Origin of the sequence: Clostridium chromiireducens (assembly GCF_003575225.1) — a bacterium.
GTDB classification, from domain to species: Bacteria; Bacillota; Clostridia; order Clostridiales; family Clostridiaceae; genus Clostridium; species Clostridium chromiireducens.
Map to the genome: position 1 here is coordinate 1,281,592 of NZ_QXDJ01000002.1, position 16,565 is coordinate 1,298,156.

18 protein-coding genes and 1 riboswitch are annotated in these 16,565 nt (G+C 30.2%); of the genes, 17 read left to right on the top strand and 1 reads right to left on the bottom strand.

Translation table 11 applies throughout. The features are described 5' to 3' along the window. Nucleotides 1–39 precede the first annotated feature (39 nt). The 5 genes from D2A34_RS11160 to D2A34_RS11175 all read left to right on the top strand — a co-directional run bounded on the left by D2A34_RS11160 (nt 40) and on the right by D2A34_RS11175 (nt 4,295). A complete protein-coding gene (locus D2A34_RS11160) occupies nt 40–486 on the top strand; it encodes a PaaI family thioesterase (protein WP_119366628.1) in 447 nt (148 codons plus the stop codon). Nucleotides 487–924: 438 nt separating this feature from the next. Then, nucleotides 925–1,092 (top strand): hypothetical protein, encoded by a 168-nt coding sequence (locus D2A34_RS26680; protein ID WP_169896773.1) that lies wholly within the window; start codon nt 925–927, stop codon nt 1,090–1,092. A 193-nt stretch (nt 1,093–1,285) separates the two neighbouring features. Then, complete coding sequence (locus D2A34_RS11165) at nt 1,286–1,927, top strand: DUF975 family protein (RefSeq protein WP_079439003.1); 642 nt, start codon at nt 1,286–1,288, stop codon at nt 1,925–1,927. A 92-nt stretch (nt 1,928–2,019) separates the two neighbouring features. Continuing rightward, a riboswitch (cyclic di-GMP riboswitch) is annotated at nt 2,020–2,102 on the top strand. A gap of 105 nt (nt 2,103–2,207) precedes the next feature. After that, nucleotides 2,208–3,422 (top strand): EAL and HDOD domain-containing protein, encoded by a 1,215-nt coding sequence (locus D2A34_RS11170; protein WP_079439004.1) that lies wholly within the window; start codon nt 2,208–2,210, stop codon nt 3,420–3,422. A gap of 612 nt (nt 3,423–4,034) precedes the next feature. Next, complete coding sequence (locus D2A34_RS11175) at nt 4,035–4,295, top strand: cupredoxin domain-containing protein (RefSeq protein WP_079439005.1); 261 nt, start codon at nt 4,035–4,037, stop codon at nt 4,293–4,295. A 374-nt stretch (nt 4,296–4,669) separates the two neighbouring features. Here the strand turns inward: D2A34_RS11175 and D2A34_RS11180 are convergent, their stop codons facing one another. Then, nucleotides 4,670–5,380 (bottom strand): GntR family transcriptional regulator, encoded by a 711-nt coding sequence (locus D2A34_RS11180; RefSeq protein WP_119366629.1) that lies wholly within the window; start codon nt 5,378–5,380, stop codon nt 4,670–4,672. 388 nt (nt 5,381–5,768) lie between these two features. Between D2A34_RS11180 and D2A34_RS11185 the strand changes: the two genes are divergently transcribed. The 12 genes from D2A34_RS11185 to D2A34_RS11240 all read left to right on the top strand — a co-directional run bounded on the left by D2A34_RS11185 (nt 5,769) and on the right by D2A34_RS11240 (nt 16,477). Then, nucleotides 5,769–6,743: an SIS domain-containing protein gene (locus D2A34_RS11185; protein ID WP_119366630.1), complete on the top strand. Its 975-nt coding sequence runs from the start codon at nt 5,769–5,771 to the stop codon at nt 6,741–6,743. A 193-nt stretch (nt 6,744–6,936) separates the two neighbouring features. Beyond that, a complete protein-coding gene (locus D2A34_RS11190; protein ID WP_119366631.1) occupies nt 6,937–7,806 on the top strand; it encodes a fructoselysine 6-kinase in 870 nt (289 codons plus the stop codon). 205 nt (nt 7,807–8,011) lie between these two features. Next, nucleotides 8,012–9,328 carry an anaerobic C4-dicarboxylate transporter family protein gene (locus tag D2A34_RS11195; protein ID WP_119366632.1) on the top strand — a complete coding sequence of 439 codons (1,317 nt, stop codon included), beginning with the start codon at nt 8,012–8,014 and terminating at the stop codon, nt 9,326–9,328. 138 nt (nt 9,329–9,466) lie between these two features. After that, the gene (locus tag D2A34_RS11200; protein ID WP_119366633.1) at nt 9,467–10,273 is read left to right on the top strand and encodes a sugar phosphate isomerase/epimerase family protein; all 807 of its coding nucleotides are present in this window, start codon (nt 9,467–9,469) and stop codon (nt 10,271–10,273) included. A gap of 126 nt (nt 10,274–10,399) precedes the next feature. Next, nucleotides 10,400–10,813 (top strand): cupin, encoded by a 414-nt coding sequence (locus D2A34_RS11205; RefSeq protein WP_119366634.1) that lies wholly within the window; start codon nt 10,400–10,402, stop codon nt 10,811–10,813. Nucleotides 10,814–10,920: 107 nt separating this feature from the next. After that, complete coding sequence (locus tag D2A34_RS11210) at nt 10,921–12,048, top strand: asparaginase (RefSeq protein WP_243128320.1); 1,128 nt, start codon at nt 10,921–10,923, stop codon at nt 12,046–12,048. A gap of 105 nt (nt 12,049–12,153) precedes the next feature. Then, entirely contained in the window at nt 12,154–12,576 is a 423-nt protein-coding gene (locus D2A34_RS11215; RefSeq protein ID WP_119366635.1) for a PTS sugar transporter subunit IIA, read from the top strand. Next, nucleotides 12,573–13,043 carry a PTS sugar transporter subunit IIB gene (locus tag D2A34_RS11220; protein WP_119366636.1) on the top strand — a complete coding sequence of 157 codons (471 nt, stop codon included), beginning with the start codon at nt 12,573–12,575 and terminating at the stop codon, nt 13,041–13,043. The genes D2A34_RS11215 and D2A34_RS11220 overlap by 4 nt, the downstream gene beginning before the upstream one ends. Nucleotides 13,044–13,058: 15 nt before the next feature. Next, the gene (locus tag D2A34_RS11225; protein WP_119366637.1) at nt 13,059–13,823 is read left to right on the top strand and encodes a PTS mannose/fructose/sorbose/N-acetylgalactosamine transporter subunit IIC; all 765 of its coding nucleotides are present in this window, start codon (nt 13,059–13,061) and stop codon (nt 13,821–13,823) included. 14 nt (nt 13,824–13,837) lie between these two features. Next, on the top strand, nt 13,838–14,662 hold the full coding sequence (locus D2A34_RS11230; protein WP_119366638.1) for a PTS system mannose/fructose/sorbose family transporter subunit IID: 825 nt from the start codon (nt 13,838–13,840) through the stop codon (nt 14,660–14,662). Nucleotides 14,663–14,703: 41 nt separating this feature from the next. After that, the gene (locus D2A34_RS11235; protein WP_119366639.1) at nt 14,704–15,672 is read left to right on the top strand and encodes an SIS domain-containing protein; all 969 of its coding nucleotides are present in this window, start codon (nt 14,704–14,706) and stop codon (nt 15,670–15,672) included. Nucleotides 15,673–15,847: 175 nt separating this feature from the next. Next, nucleotides 15,848–16,477 carry an HAD family hydrolase gene (locus tag D2A34_RS11240; RefSeq protein ID WP_119366640.1) on the top strand — a complete coding sequence of 210 codons (630 nt, stop codon included), beginning with the start codon at nt 15,848–15,850 and terminating at the stop codon, nt 16,475–16,477. Nucleotides 16,478–16,565: the final 88 nt, after the last annotated feature.

Here is a 16,565-nt window from a genome sequence, read left to right on the forward strand (position 1 = left end):
ACTCATGCGAAATGCTAGAGAGTTACAGGAGGTGTTATAATGACTAAACATCATCTTTTATGGTTAGAAAACTATTTGAAAGAAACATATCAGACATCAATACTAGAGAATTTTCTTAATCTTCAAATTGATGAAATTTCGGAGGGAAAGGTTAAATATAAAACAAAAATTATTGATAAATATTGTAATATATATGGTTATGTACATGGGGGCACATTGGCTTCAATTGCAGACGTGGTAATGGGAGTTTCATGTGTAACTTTAGGAAAACGTATAGTAACTACAGATTTGAGTATAAGTTATATAAAAAATGTACGTGAAGGAAATATAATTACAGCTGTTGGAGAAGTGATTAGTGATGGAAATAATATAATGAGAGCTGTATGCAAAATTTTTGATGAGAGCCAGGAGCTGCTTGTTCAAGCACAAGCTTCTTATTTTGTTATTGGAAGCTTTGATAATATTGATTATCCAAAGTCAAAATAATTACTCATACTGAGTTGCAGGTTTTACACTTATTACTTCATATTTAGATTAATTTAAATATTTTTGATTTCATTCAATGGTTATAATTGCTTTTATAGTTTGGAATTGTGGTATGAAAAACTATAAAAGCACATTCAAAAGATGTATTAATAAGTTTTAAAACACATAATACTTCAGAGGATTTGGAGAACCAAGTGAAATGGACGAAAATTTTTGTGGCTCTGAATGAAGAAAACGTTTATAGTTGACAAATAAATGACATAAATTAATGTTAATATATTTATTATAGGAGTAATCGTTATCAGTTATTTGCCCCAAAAGATTAATCTTTTGAATGTTATAATGATATTGTTTACAAATTTAAGAAAAAATTAATTAATTCATCAGAAAAATCATAAGAAATTAATAATATTATATAGGTAAAGGGGGGATGACTTAATGGGAAATATAATGAAAATAAACATGTATGCAGAAGTGAAAAGAAAAAAAGACGCAAAGATTGAGCTTAAAACTATCGAAAAAGTTATCTTAGAATATAACATCTGGATAAAGAAAGATAACAGAGAGGATAAAATGGAGAATTATGAAAGATTCATACAAGCGTAGTTACTTTTAAAGGTAGATTAAGTAGAGATACTTTATTTACCTTATTTTTTTGACTTGAATAATTATTCTTAGTGAGATATAAATTAATATAAAATTTACGATATAATACCAAAAATTGAAGTTTTATAGAAAATATGGTATTATATTAAATACAATTACTTAAATGGGAATATGAAATTGAGGAGGGAATTTAATGATTAATAGAGCAGAATTGAAAAGACATGCTAGGAATCAGCTAAAAGGAAGATGGGGAATAGCTATTGGTGCAATTATAGCTGTGTTTTTAATACAAATGTTATTTAATTTTATTACAAGGATTTTTGAGGATAATAATAATGCATTAGCTATCGTTTTAGCTATAATATCAATGATAGTTAGTACTGTAATGAGTATTGGGATGTGTAGATTTTCATTAAATTATGCTTATGAGGATAGAGATCCAGAATTCGCAGATATATTTTCAGGATTTAGAGTTATATTAAAAGCAATAGGATTATTTTTTTTGTTAGGAATAATAATATTGATCGGGACTATTTTATTAATAATACCGGGTATTATATTTAGTTATATGTTTTCACAATCTTATTATATATTAGCTGATGATAATAGTAAGTCTGTTATTCAATGTCTAAAAGAAAGTGCTGGAATGATGAAAGGATATAAATTCAAATATTTTGTGCTTTTACTTAGTTTTTTAGGGTGGATAATATTAGGGATTATTACATTAGGTATAGGTTTATTATGGGTGGTTCCATACATGAATGTAACAACGGCATCTTTTTATTTAACTGTTAAGAATAACTACTACCAATCTAATAGTTGGTTAAATGAATAAAATTGTATTATTTATTGAGTAAAAGATTACAAGTAATAATAATTATTGATTATAATTATTATTAATGATAAAATTACATTAATATGTATTATATTACAATTGGAAGCTGTGAAGAATTCGTTTATTTGGGCATATTAAGAATTTGGAGCTAGTTGTGCAACCGGCCAATTAAAACTGATTAACAAAATGATTAGTTTTAGTTGGCTTTTTATATTTGTAAAAGAACGTTTATAAAAAAATGTATGAATGATAAAAAATTACTAGAATAGGAGGAGTATACATGGATATTTTTGTGGCAAGGCAACCTATATTTAATTGTAGTAATGAAGTGGTTGCATATGAGCTTTTATTTAGAAATGGGCAGAATAATTTTTATGATAATACCAATGGGGATGAGGCAACACGAAATGTTATAGCGAATTCATTTTATGCTTTCGATTTTAAGAGTGTAACTGACAATAGGAAGGCATTTATAAATTTTACTGAAGAATTAATAAAAGAAGAAATAGCAACCATACTTCCAAGTGATTATGTTGTGATTGAAATTTTAGAAAATATAGAGCCGACTGATGAGGTTATAAACGCATGCAAAAAGCTTAAGAATAAAGGATTTACACTAGCCTTAGATGATTTCGTATTTGATAAAAAATATATGAAACTAATAGAAATGGCTGATATTATAAAAATAGATTTTAAAATTACAAAGGGATATGAAAGAAAGAAGATATTGGAATTAAAAAAGGTAAATAATAAGATAAAGTTTTTGGCTGAAAAAGTTGAAAATAAAGAAGAGTATGATGAAGCTTTAGGGTTAGGATACTCGTACTTTCAAGGATATTATTTTAGTAAGCCGATAGTGTTATCAACAAAAGATATTCCGACTAACAAAGATACAGCATTGAAGATTTTAAAGTTAATAAATAAAGAAGACTTTGAGTTTAATCATTTAGAAGATTTAATAATGAAAGACGTAGGGATATCTTATAAACTTATTAAATTGATTAATTCATCAGCTTTTTTTATGAAAAATAAAGTGACTTCTATAAAATATGCTATATCATTATTAGGAAGAAAAGAAATTGTAAAATGGTTATATGTAGTTTTATTAAATGATTTAAAGGAAAACAATACTAACGAATTATTAAAAGTTTCCCTTCAAAGAGCAAAAATGTGTGAAGCTATAAGCAATATGAGTGGGTATAATGAAAGAAGTTATTCGGCATATATGGTTGGTTTATTCTCAGTTATGGATGCAATTTTAGGCTGTCCAATTGAAGTCATTCTAAAGGAATTATTTCTATCTGATGAGATCAAAGAAGGTCTAATTGAAGAGGCAAACTCGTTAAATAAAATACTAAAGCTAGCTATTTATTATGAGAGGGGTCAATGGGAAAAGGTTACAATTTGCGCAGAAGAGATGCAAATTGATATAAACAAACTTGCGGGTGCATATTTAGAATCAGTAAAATGGACAGATGAAACATTACGTACATAGTATTATTAATTTATTTAATTCATAAAAAAATAATTTTATACGAATTATGTAGATGGGGAATCAACATATATTTTACTAAGTATCATTGCATAAGAATTAGAATGATATTACAATAATGTGTATATGAAAGGAGTAAGAGATATGTTAAAAGTTTTAAGTATCCTAAAGTATTTAGCGTTAGTTGTAGTATTTACTATTTTGATTTATACATTTATATATTATTCTGTAATTAAAATATGAACATAAGTTATTTTAAATAGTGGATTTCGAGTAAGGTATTCTTATAAAATCGATAAATTAAAAGACAGAGTATATGTGAAGAGCTGGGAGCATGAAATAATTATATAAGGAAAGAGATAGTATTTGGGAAAGTGCAATAAATACTATCTCTTTGTTTGGTTATCATGTCATCATTATAATGATTGACAACTTTAAGAAAATTTATTCTAATTTTATTAATTTCTCGAAGCTAAAGTTAATCTTTAAAGGTTCAGAACTAAATCTGTAACCTTTATTTTTTCTTAATAATATATTAAAAGAGAGTTTGTATTTTTGACAATAAATTGTCAAGAATTAGTAATAATATATTCTTTAGTAAGGAGAGTTGATATTATGGAAAAAGAAAATGATAGGTTAGAAATAAAAGATTCGGTTTCAATTGAGGATAAACAAATACTAAGAAAAGCACTAGACGGTATAAATGGATGGAACTTTAATCCAGTAGCAGTAGTCACTAATGGTGTTGAGGAATATTACTTTATATGTAAAGTTAGATCAGTAATAGAAAATTTACAAATGGAAATGGCTAAGGTATACATAAAGGTTCAAAAAGACAATGAGCCAAGACTATTAGCTATAGAAGAAATTAATTGAATTGGATCATGAAATAAAGGCGATTTATTAGAGGAGAAAAGAGGAGAGGATTAAATAAGAAAAGATGAGAAAATTAAATAAAGATTTTTAAAGACAGTAGTATAGGGGGATATAACTACTGTTTTTTTACGTGTTTTATATTAACTGAAATCATCGAAGACTTTTTTGGATTTTATCTCACTAAATATAAAGCGTATACCGGTGAAAGAAAAAGTGGAAATGAAAATGATAAGAATATGCGCGTAAATCAAAACGTCAATAATAGAGATTTGATTTATGCACAATTCTAATATTGATTTCGTTATTTATAATGATTAAGCTTCAGTGAATACTAATTAAATATTATATACAAAAGAATTTAAAGCTATAAAAAATTATACAATTAGCTGGAATTGATCAGCTAGTATTATTTGTTTGGAACGATGAATTTTCTCACCAGTAGAACTACATACAGTACTTTTAATACTAAGCATAGGATACCCTTCTGATATGTTTAAGTATGTGGCAACATCAAAAGAAGCATATTCCATGTCGATATATTTTCTGGATATTCCAAAGGAAAGGCCATATTTATTTCTTAAAATTTCGTATAGTGATTTATTATTTAAATCTTCTTGCAATAAGAATGAATAAGAAGAAGGGAATCTGGAATATTCAACAGCGATTGGAGTATCATTGGCATATCTGATTCTTTCAATGTTAATTATTTTTTCGCCAGGCTGTAATAATAAGTGTTGTTGATCAGCTGCAGTGGCTTCTTCAATAACACATTTCAATACCTTTGCTCCAGGAACTTTATTTTGTATTCTGCAAGTGTCACTAAAACCAATAGTTTCTGTAACATTTTTTTTGATTTTCTCTTTAGCAATAAATGTCCCCTTCCCTGGAACCCGAATCAAGTAACCTTCTGAAGTTAGTGAATCAAGGGCAGTACGAACTGTTACTCGACTGACATTGTTAGCTTTACTTAATTCCAATTCAGTCGGGAGTTTATCGCCAGGTTTCAATGTACCATTGTTAATTGAACCTAGAATATAATCTTGTAGTTGTTTATATAAGGGTAATGATTCTTCATGATCGATCATAAGTTGCATCTCCTTTGTATATGTCTTTTATATAATAATATAATACATATAAAGAAAAAAATCTATAACTTAAGGAAAGAAAAACAATACTATTTAAATACAATATCAGAAAAATTCTATATAACAAATCAATACATTCTGCAAATGTTTTAATAGAGTGCAGAAAATATGTTAATTTCATTATGGATAAGGTTCGTGAGGGCGTGAGATGCAAGATTACACTGATGAAGTTCAGAGCTGATAAAAAAATAAATACAAGCATATATAAAAAAATTAAAAAAATATATTGACTCATGTATTATAATGTATTATTATAATACATGTAACCAAGAGATACATATACCGGTATAAAACAAAAAAGAAAAGTATAGAAAAGGGAGAATGCAGCATGAAGATGAAAAATATTATTGAAGAAATTATAGCAAACAAAAAAGAAGTTGGTGGAATTAAACAAGTTTATTATGTAGCTTGTGGGGGATCTTATGGAGCTTTTTATCCAGCAAAAACTTTTTTAGAAACAGAAGCAACTGATGTAAAAGTAGGAATCTATAATAGTAATGAATTTGTTCATAATACACCAAAGGCATTTGGAAAGAATTCAGTACTAATAGTAGCATCTCATAAAGGTAACACACCAGAAACAGTTAAGGCGGCAGAAATCGGTAAAAAAGCAGGAGTTCCAGTTATCGCATTAACATGGATTGCAGATTCACCAATAACTGAACATGCAGACTATGTTGTAGATTATGCATTTGGGGATGATAAAGATATAGCAGGAGAGAAAACGATTGTTGCGCTAATGACTGCAGTAGAAATTTTAAATCAAACTGAAGGATATGAGAATTACAATAAATTCCTAGATGGAGTATCTAAGATTGATAGAATAGTAAAAAGTGCTTGCAAACATGTTGAAAAACGTGCACTTACATTTGCTAAAAATCACAAGGATGATTCAGTTATATACACTATGGCAAGTGGGGCAGGCTATGGAGCTGCTTATATGGAAAGTATTTGTATCTTCATGGAAATGCAATGGATAAATTCTTCATCTATACATTCAGGAGAATATTTCCACGGACCATTTGAAATAACTGATGCAGAAATTCCTTTCGTAATCCAAGTATCAGAAGGTAGCACAAGACCTCTAGATGAAAGAGCATTAAAATTTCTTAATCAATATGCAAAAAGAGTAGAAGTTATAGATGCGAAAGAATTAGGACTCTCTAAAATTGATAGCTCTGTAGTCGATTATTTTAACCATACATTATTTAATAATATTTACCCTGTTTATAACAAAGCATTAGCAGATGAAAGACAACATCCATTAACAACTCGTAGATATATGTGGAAGGTTGAATATTAATTAAAATTTAAAGTGTTTAGTAGAAAAAGTTTCTAAAAAGCAACAGATCATTCCTATGTGATATAATATTTTCGGCAAACTAATATGTCACATAAGGAATGATTCCAATAATATTATATCACTAAAGACTTAAATTTAAAATAATAATTATAAAAATATAATAAATTACACGAAATGATGGGAAGGTATTTGTATGGAACAATATAAAGTTATTGGTATTGGCGATAATGTAGTAGATAAGTATGTTAATCAAGGTATTATGTATCCTGGTGGAAATGCTTTAAACTTTTGTGCTTATGCAAAAATGTGTGATATGAATGTATCGTATTTAGGTAAATTCGGAAATGATAAAGTTGCAGAGTTTATCCAGAATGTTATGGATGAATTAGGTATAGAGCATAGTCATTGTCGTAAATATGAAGGAGAAAATGGTTATGCACGTGTAACATTAGAAAATCGAGATCGTGTATTTCTTGGGTCTAACAAAGGTGGTATTGCAAAAGAGAAGCCATGGGGTTTTGAGGAAAATGATTTAGAATATATAAAAGAATTTTCTGTTATTCATACTAGTTTAAATAGTTATATTGAAGGTGATCTTGCTACATTAAAAAAATGTAATGTGCCAATATCTTTTGATTTTTCAGTACGTTGGAATGATGAATACCTTGAAAGTGTATGCCAATATGCAGATATTTCATTTCTTTCCTGTAGCCATTTGAATGATGATGAAAGAAAACAGGAAATGTTAAAGGCACAAAGATGCGGTTCAAAAATTGTAGTGGGGACGGTTGGAGAAAAGGGTTCATATGCTCTATATAAGGATAATTGGTTATATCAGCCCGCAAAGCTTACAGAAGCTATAGATACTATGGGGGCAGGAGACTCTTATTTGACTGCATTTTTAGTTGAGTTGGTAAGAAGTTCTGAGAAAAATGAATTTTTTTCAGATAATGATAGCAATATGATTAACAGAATAAAATTAAGTATGGAAAAAGGTGCGAATTTTGCAGCAGAAATATGTAAAGTTAATGGAGCTTTTGGTCACGGAACAGACATTATATAAGCTTATTTAAAGTTAACAATAAATGGTTGTAAATTTTTATAAATGATTGCAAGTCTTTTATAGATTTTTAGTTGGATAATATTGTGTGTGATGCACAAAAATATGTGTATCACTTATCCAACATAGCTGCTTTGAAAACGATTTATGGTGATCGGAATGTATAAAAAGGCTTTTATGTATTGATAGAATAAAAGGAGGGTACTTTATGTTTTGGATTCAATTATTAATTATAATAGTTCTAATTTACTTTGGCGCTAAAATTGGTGATGTTTTTATGGGTTTACTTGGTGGAGTTGGAGTTGCAATATTTGTATTCATTTTTCATGTTCAGCCAGCATCTCCGCCAGTTGATGTAATTTTAATTATTTTAGGTGTTGTACTAGCAGCTTCTGCACTGCAATCTTCAGGAGGATTAGATTTTCTAGTTCAACTTGCAGAAAAATTGCTTAGAAAATCTCCTAAGCATATAACAGTAATAGCACCAATAGTTTCATGGTTATTTACTATGATGGCTGGAACTGGGCATATTGTATATAGTTTACTGCCAATTATTAATGAACTTTCAATTGACAGTGATATTAGACCAGAAAGACCAATTTCTAATAGTATTATAGCGTCGCAACAAGCAATAACATGTTCACCAGTTTCAGCTGCAACAGCTGCAATGATTGGATTTATGGCGCCACTTGGAGTGAACCTTGGTACTATCTTGTCTATTTGTGTACCAGCGACACTTATAGGAGTAATTACAAGTGCAATAGCTACAATGCGTATGGGAAAGGAACTTGCAGAAGATCCTGAATATCAACGTAGAATGGCAGAAGGATTGATTGCAGCAACAAAAGAAAAAGGTGATAAAGCTCAAATATCAAAAGCAGCAAAAAGATCTGTTGTAATCTTTTTATTAGGTGTTTTAGCAATTGTTGTTATGGGAATGTTCTCAGAATTCCGTCCATCATGGGTAGTTGATGGGAAGACTACGACTTTGTCAATGGCCTATACTATTGAAATTATTATGTTAATATGTGCGGCTATGATAGTTATATTTTGTCGCCCAGCTATTGAAACTATTCTTAATGGATCTATATTTAGAGCTGGATCATTAGCTATAGTATGCGCTTTCGGATTAGCTTGGATGAGTAATACATTTATAGGGGGACAAACAACTTTTATAAAAGAAAACGTAGCTACTATAGTAAACAACTATCCGTGGATGCTTTCAGTTATTATATTTATCGTGGCAGCTCTAATTACAAGTCAAGGTTCTACAACCCTTATAATGATACCAATCGCAATTGCTCTTGGACTACCAACATATGTAATAATCGGAGCTTGGATGGCTGTAAACTCAAACTTCTTTTTACCAGTGTCAGCTCAATGCCTTGCAGCTATTTCTTTTGATACTGCAGGAACTACAAAGATTGGTAAATATGTATTAAACCATAGTTTTATGATTCCAGGAATGATTAATATCGTTGTATCTGTGTTAGTTGCTACTTTAATAGGAAGTATTTTAATATAGAAGAATATCTGTATACAATTATATGTAGTCAATTTCAGCTCATAAAATTTTCACTTCAAACAACCTAAAGTAAAATCCTAAAAAAGAATTCTCAAAAACTGTTTAAAGATAATTGAATAAGCAAATGGAGGGTTTCATGTGAACTTTGTAGCAATGAATTTTCATTACGTAAGATACCCCTTATCGTATTTTTTAGATAAGGTTGAGAAATCAGGATTAGATAGTGTCGAATTATGGGCAGCAGCCCCTCACCTAAATATATATGATGCAACATTGGATCAGGTATCTTTTTTAAAAAAAGATATTCAAAAAAGAAATCTTAAATTAGAATGTGTAACTCCTGAACAGTGCGTATATCCAGTCAATATAGCAAGTGAAGATGAGGTTCTCAGAAATAGTAGTATAAACTATTTTAAGAAAACTATTGAAATAGCAAATTTTCTCGAGGCACCACGTGTAATTGTGTGCGCAGGCTCAGGGTATTTTAATAAACCTAGAGAAGAAGCATGGAAACAATCAGCAGAGAGTCTAGGTGTACTAAGCGAGTTTGCTAAAGAAAAAGGAATTAAATTATTACTTGAACCTTTAATGGTTACAACGTCTAATGTTATAAATAGCAGCAAGGAACTTAGAAAAATGGTTGATGAAATTAATTCACCTAATTTATTTGCTATGCTAGATACATCCCAGATGTCAAATTATCCAGAAACTCCAGATGATTATTTTAAAAATTTAGGAGACAAGCTACAGTATATTCATTTTGTTGATAGAGGACATTTAGTTCCAGGAGATGGAGATTTGCTAATGGAAGAATATTACAAGAAAATCAAAGCAAGCGGATATGATGGGTGCATGTCTTTTGAAATATGTGATAGAAGATATTATTGTGATCCTAATAAGGCTCAAGATGATATAGAAAAGTGGATAGAAACTGTAACAAAGTAAGTTTAAAGTTTGTATTTAAATGAACTCTAATGTGATTGTAGTTAAAAATTATAGAAAAGTATTATCCAAGGCGTGCTGATAGTATCATGCTGTCTTGTGAATTAAATTGAGAGGAATGATTAAAAAATGAAAGATAAAATATTTGCCTATGAAGGTGAAGGAATTAAATGTGTATATAATAATGACGATTGGGTTATCTGTATAAAGAACTGGAAGCCAGATAATGATATCGAAGGACTTCATCGTTTGGAGGTTCATCATGCAACAGATGAACAATTTATTTTATTAAATGGAAAATCAATACTTTTAGTTGCAGATAGAAATAATCGTAAGTTTGACATCGAAGTTATAGAAATGGAACCAGGAAAAATATATAATGTGCCACGCGAAACTTGGTTTTATACAATAGCTCAGAAGGATACTAAAGTAATGTATATACAAGATGCAGATACATCAGAGGATAATAGCGAATATTGTGAATTAAGTGAATCAGAATTAGCAGAGATTAAGGGAAAAGCGGCTAAAATATTCAATAAGTAAATCAATTGATAGCTATTGAATAAATCGATAGCTATCAATTAATTATGGAATCATGGGAGAGTAATAAGTTAATTATAGAAATTTAATAGTTAATGGGGGAAATAATTATGAGAAAAAGTATCAAAAAGATTTTAACTTTAGTATTTGCTGCAGTGGTTTCTGTGGCTGTAGCAACAACTTCTATGCCTATATCTGCATATGCAGCAGATATCTCGAGCTACACTATATCACAACCGGAAAATCCGAACTCTGCTTTAAAGAATGTAGTAGTTATAGGAACAGGTGGAACTATTGCCGGTAGTGGTGATAAAGGTAAAACAACCAACTATAAAGCCGGAGTATACGACGTTAAATCTCTTACAGATTCAGTTGATGGATTAGATAAGCTTGCAAACATTATGGGGGTACAAATTTGTAATGTAGGAAGCGATGATTTAACGTATGACAATTGGATTACTATTGCAAATATGATTAATAAATTAGCAAAAGATGATTCAATAGCAGGTTTTGTAATTACTCATGGTACAGATACTTTAGATGAAACAGCATATTTTCTAAACATGGTTGTAAAAACAGATAAACCAGTTGTAATTACTGGTGCAATGCGTCCCGCAACTGCCATAAGTGCAGATGGTCCTATGAATATTTATCAATCTGTTGCATTAGCTGCAAGTAAAGATGCTGTTGGAAAAGGTGTAATGGTAGTATTCTCAGATGGTATATATGGTGGTAGAGACGTTCAAAAAGTAAATACTTCTAAAACTGGTGCTTTCGGTCAAAACGATTTAGGTAGCCTTGGTTTTATGCGCGATGATATTCCTTATTTCTATAATGAAAGTACAAAACCACACACTACAAAGACAGAATTTAGTGTAGATGGATTGACTACATTACCTAAGGTTGGAATTGCATACTTCAGTGTCGAAGCTGACCCAGGAGTATTAGATTATATGGCTAAAAACTTTGATGGTATTGTTGTAGCTGGTGCTGGTTCTGGCTGTATGAGTGAAGCTTGGACTAAAAAGTTGGGTGAACTAGAAAGTAAGAACATTCCAGTTATAAGATCTTCAAGAATTGCAAATGGAAATATAGCAGGAGATGATTATTTTGACCATTACAAAAATATGATAGTGGGCAGTAACTTTGCACCATATAAAGCAAAAATACTTCTTCAATTGGCTTTAACAAAAACAAAGAATATTGATGAAATTAAAACAATATTTCAAAAGTATTAATCGTAAATAGAAAAATATTAACTTATGTATATGCCTATTGAGATAGTAGGATTTCTAAAAAACTATGAACTTTGATAACTTCATAATAAGAAAGGAGAGAAGGATATGGTACAAATTATCTTAGTTAGTCATGGAAATTTGGCAAAAGGTATGAAAGATACTTTAGATATGATTATTGGTGACGTATCAATGGTTGAGGCTTTTTCATCTTATAGGGATGAAGATGTAAACACTAGAGAGTCTATAGAGGCAATAATAAAAGAAAATTATGATAAAAAAGATATCTATATTTTGACAGATATTCTTGGTGGCAGTGTTAATACAGAGATAATGTCATTAATAAATAATTACCCTAAAATACATGTTCTTACAGGAATGAATTTACCTTTAGTTATTTCCCTTGTGACTCAAGTTGGTGAAATTTCTGAAAGTTTACTACAAGACATTATCGAAGAGAGTAAGCAGGGAATAGTTGATTGTACTAAATTGCTTAATGAATGTAAAAATATGCAGGAGGAAGATTTATGATTAAGTTGGCAAGAATTGATCATCGTTTATTACATGGACAAGTAGTTTTTTCATGGACAAAGACTTTAGGAATTTCAAGAATTATAGTTGTAGATGATGCAACTTCCAAAGATGATATGAAAAAAATGTCTTTAAACTTATCAAAACCTGTTGGAGTAACTTTAAATATATTTTCGGTGAAAGATCTTTTAGCAAGGATTTCAAAAGTTGAACAGCTAAAAGAAAATATAATGATTGTTTTCGGTGGAACAAAAGCAGCCTTAGAATTTTGTCAAACCTATCCTAAGATCACAGAGATCAATTATGGCGGAATCGCTAATAAAGATAAATCGAAGCAGTATAGCAGTGCTATTTTCTTAACTAAAGAAGAGTTAGAAGAAAGTAAAAAATTAAAGGAAATGGGAATTAGTTTATATATGCAGCAGGTTCCTACATCTAAGAGGGAAGATTTAACATCTGAAATATAAAAAGGGGGATGCAAAATGTTAATCAAGTCAATATTATTAGGGTTCATTGGTGTTATTTGTATCTTGGATTCCAGACTTTTAGGCAGATTAAATTTAGAACGACCATTAATAGTAAGTACTTTAGTAGGATTCGTGTTAGGAGATATTCAAAAGGGGTTAATGGTTGGAGCAGCACTTGAATTAATTTCTTTAGGATTAGTACACATAGGTGCTGCAGCGCCACCAGATATGAATATGGCGTCAATTATTGCAACAGCTTTTGCTATTTTATCAAATGCAGATTCAGAAGCGGCTTTAACCATTGCAATTCCTATTGCAGTTCTCGGGCAAATGCTTGGCGTTGTAATGAGAACTATTCTTTCAAATTTAACTCACATAGCTGACTCGTTAATTCAAAAGGGAAAATATAAAAAAGCATATCGTATCCATATTTTCTGGGGAACTCTTCTGTATTCTATAATGTATTTTGTTCCAATATTCCTAGCAATTTATTTTGGAGCAGATTTAGTAAAAAATATAGTAGAAGTTATTCCAGCTTGGTTAACTAGCGGATTAAGTTTATCAAGTAAACTATTGACTGCCTATGGTTTTGCTTTACTTCTAAGTACAATGCTATCCACAAGGATGCTGCCATTTTTGCTAGGAGGATTCTTTGTTACCGCATACTCAAATTTAAGTGTAACTGGTGTAGCTATTACTGCATGCATTGCTGCATTTGTTCTAGCTGAATTTAAGTTTAAAAAAGAAACAGTAGTTGATGAATTAGATATTCTAGATTAATGGGAGGTATTGGCATGAAAAATATACAAAAACAGAAAGATTCAAATAAGTGGAAGTATATACAATTTTTCTGGCGATCTTGGGCAATTCAAGCTTCATGGAACTATGAAAGGCAAATGAATATGGGATTTTTGTATGGAATTGCTCCTATTCTAGATAGAATTTATACAGATCCTAAAGATGATGAATTAAAGAAGGAAGCTTATAAACGTCATATGAACTTTTATAACTGCACGCCACAGACAAGTGCTTTTGTTTTAGGTCTTAGTGCGTCAATGGAAGAACAATATTATGAGGATAAAGAAAACTTTAACCCGGAATCAATTAATGCTATGAAAACTTCATTAATGGGGCCGCTATCAGGAGTTGGTGATTCTTTCTTTCAAGGAACTATACGTATACTAGCCTTTGGGTTAGGTATTAATTTGGCACAACAAGGAAGTATTTTAGGACCTATATTAGCAATATTAATTTCTTTCATACCATCCTTTCTTGTTACTTACTATGGCGGTAAAACTGGTTACACCATGGGAAATAAGTACTTAACAAAACTTTATAATGAAGGACTTATGGATAAAGTAATGTATATTTGTTCTATTGTAGGACTTATGGTTGTTGGATCAATGATGGCTGGTATGATTGGAATTACAACTCCAATTCAATTTGGTGAAAAGTTTGTTTTACAAAATGTGTTAGATGGAATAATTCCTAAAAGTATTCCACTAGCTATAACTTTCTTTATGTATTCGCTGCTAAAAAAGAAGGCATCAACAGGGTGGATGCTTACTATATGTATTTTAGGCGGAATACTATTAAGTTTATTAGGTATTTTTAAATAGAATTGAAACCATAAATATAAGGAATACAGGAGAGGTTTAAAATGAATCCAAAACAAATTGTTAAAGAAATTAAAGAAAAACAAGGAGAGATAAATAGCATTATATTTGTAGGGTGTGGTGCTTCAAAAGCTGACTTATATCCTGCAAAGTACTTTTTAGATAATAACGCAAAAAAGTTACGCGTTAGCCATTATACTGCTAATGAATTTAATTACGCTACAGTAGCTTCATTAGATGAAACTGCTATTGTAATTTCAGCCTCATTAGGTGGCAGTACTCCTGAAACAGTAAAAGCTAATAAAAAAGCCAAAGAATACGGTGCTCACTTAATTTCATTAACTAATGTACCTAATTCTCCACTTACAAATGATGCCGATTATGTTATCAGCCATCGTTTTTCTGAAAGCTATAGTACTAAATTAGAAAAAATGGGTTATGTACTCGAACTTGCAGTGGAAATTCTAGAACAATATGAAGGTTATAAATATTACAACGATATGGAAACTGCTTTCAGTAGAATTTATGATGTTTCACAAAAAGCAGCAGAATCAGCAATAGCAGATGCAAAGAAATTTGCAGAGAAGTACAAAGATGATAAAGTGATTTATGTTATGAGTAGTGGTGCAACAGTCGAAGTTGCTTATTCCACATCAATTTGTTTGATGATGGAGATGCAATGGATTAATTCAGGAAACTTTCATTCAGGAGAATTCTTCCATGGTCCATTTGAGATAGTTGATAAAGATGTTCCGTTTATATTATTAATGAACGAAGGTAGTACTCGTCCACTTGATGCTCGAGCATTAACTTTCTTAAAACGTTTTGAAGCAAAGACGACAGTTGTAGACGCTTTAGATTATGGATTATCTTCAACAATTCCAAAGACCGTTGTTGATTATTTTAATCCAATGTTAATTACGGCAGTATTCCGTGTTTATGCTGAGGAACTTTCTTATGCGCGCCAACATCCACTTACTAAGAGAAGATATATGTGGAAGTTAGAATATTAAAATACAGCATAATCTTTTATATAAAGACAAATACCAATAAAGAAATCGAGATTATTCGATTTCTTTATTTTATGCAGTATAAAAATTGTAAATATGAGTTTTATAGATTGGATTTTGTACAGCGTTTAAGGGATAAGTTGAAATATATAACTACTGAAATCAGGAGGGAGATAAATTGAAAAAAGCAGTAATTTTTGATATGGACGGAGTTTTAGCTTATACTGAAAATTTCTATTTTAAAAGGAGAATGAGCTTCTTTGATGAATTAAAAATAGAGCCATCTACAAGGAAGCTTCAGGATTTCATTGGATCAAGTAGTAATATGATATGGGAAATGCTAGTGCCTGACGATGAGAAAAAACGGGAGAATTTAAAAGAAAAATATTTTAAGTATTCTAAGGAGTATGAAGTAAATTTCTTGGAAGTAATGAATCCTTCAGCAAAAGAAGTATTTGCTAAACTTAAAGATAAAAATATTAAAATAGCTATTGCCTCATCGTCAGGAAAACATGATATTTTAAGAATGACAAAAGAGTGTGAGCTTGATAATTACATTGATTTTGTTATTAGTGGAGAAGAGTGTAAGAAGAGCAAACCAGATCCAGAGATTTATATTGAAACTCTTAAGGTTTTAGATTTATCGCCAACAGATGTACTAGTAGTAGAAGATTCAATACTAGGAATTAGAGCGGCAAAATCTGCAGGAATTACAGTTGGGGCTTTAGTACCAAAAGATTATCATATAGATCAAAAGGAAGCAGATTTTCAAATAAATGATTTAATTGAAATAATTGATAAAATTTAAAAAACAAAATTAATTAGAAATAAGATACATTGTTATTTCGTAGAGCTATGAAATAACAATGTATCTTATTTCAATTGATTACATTTAA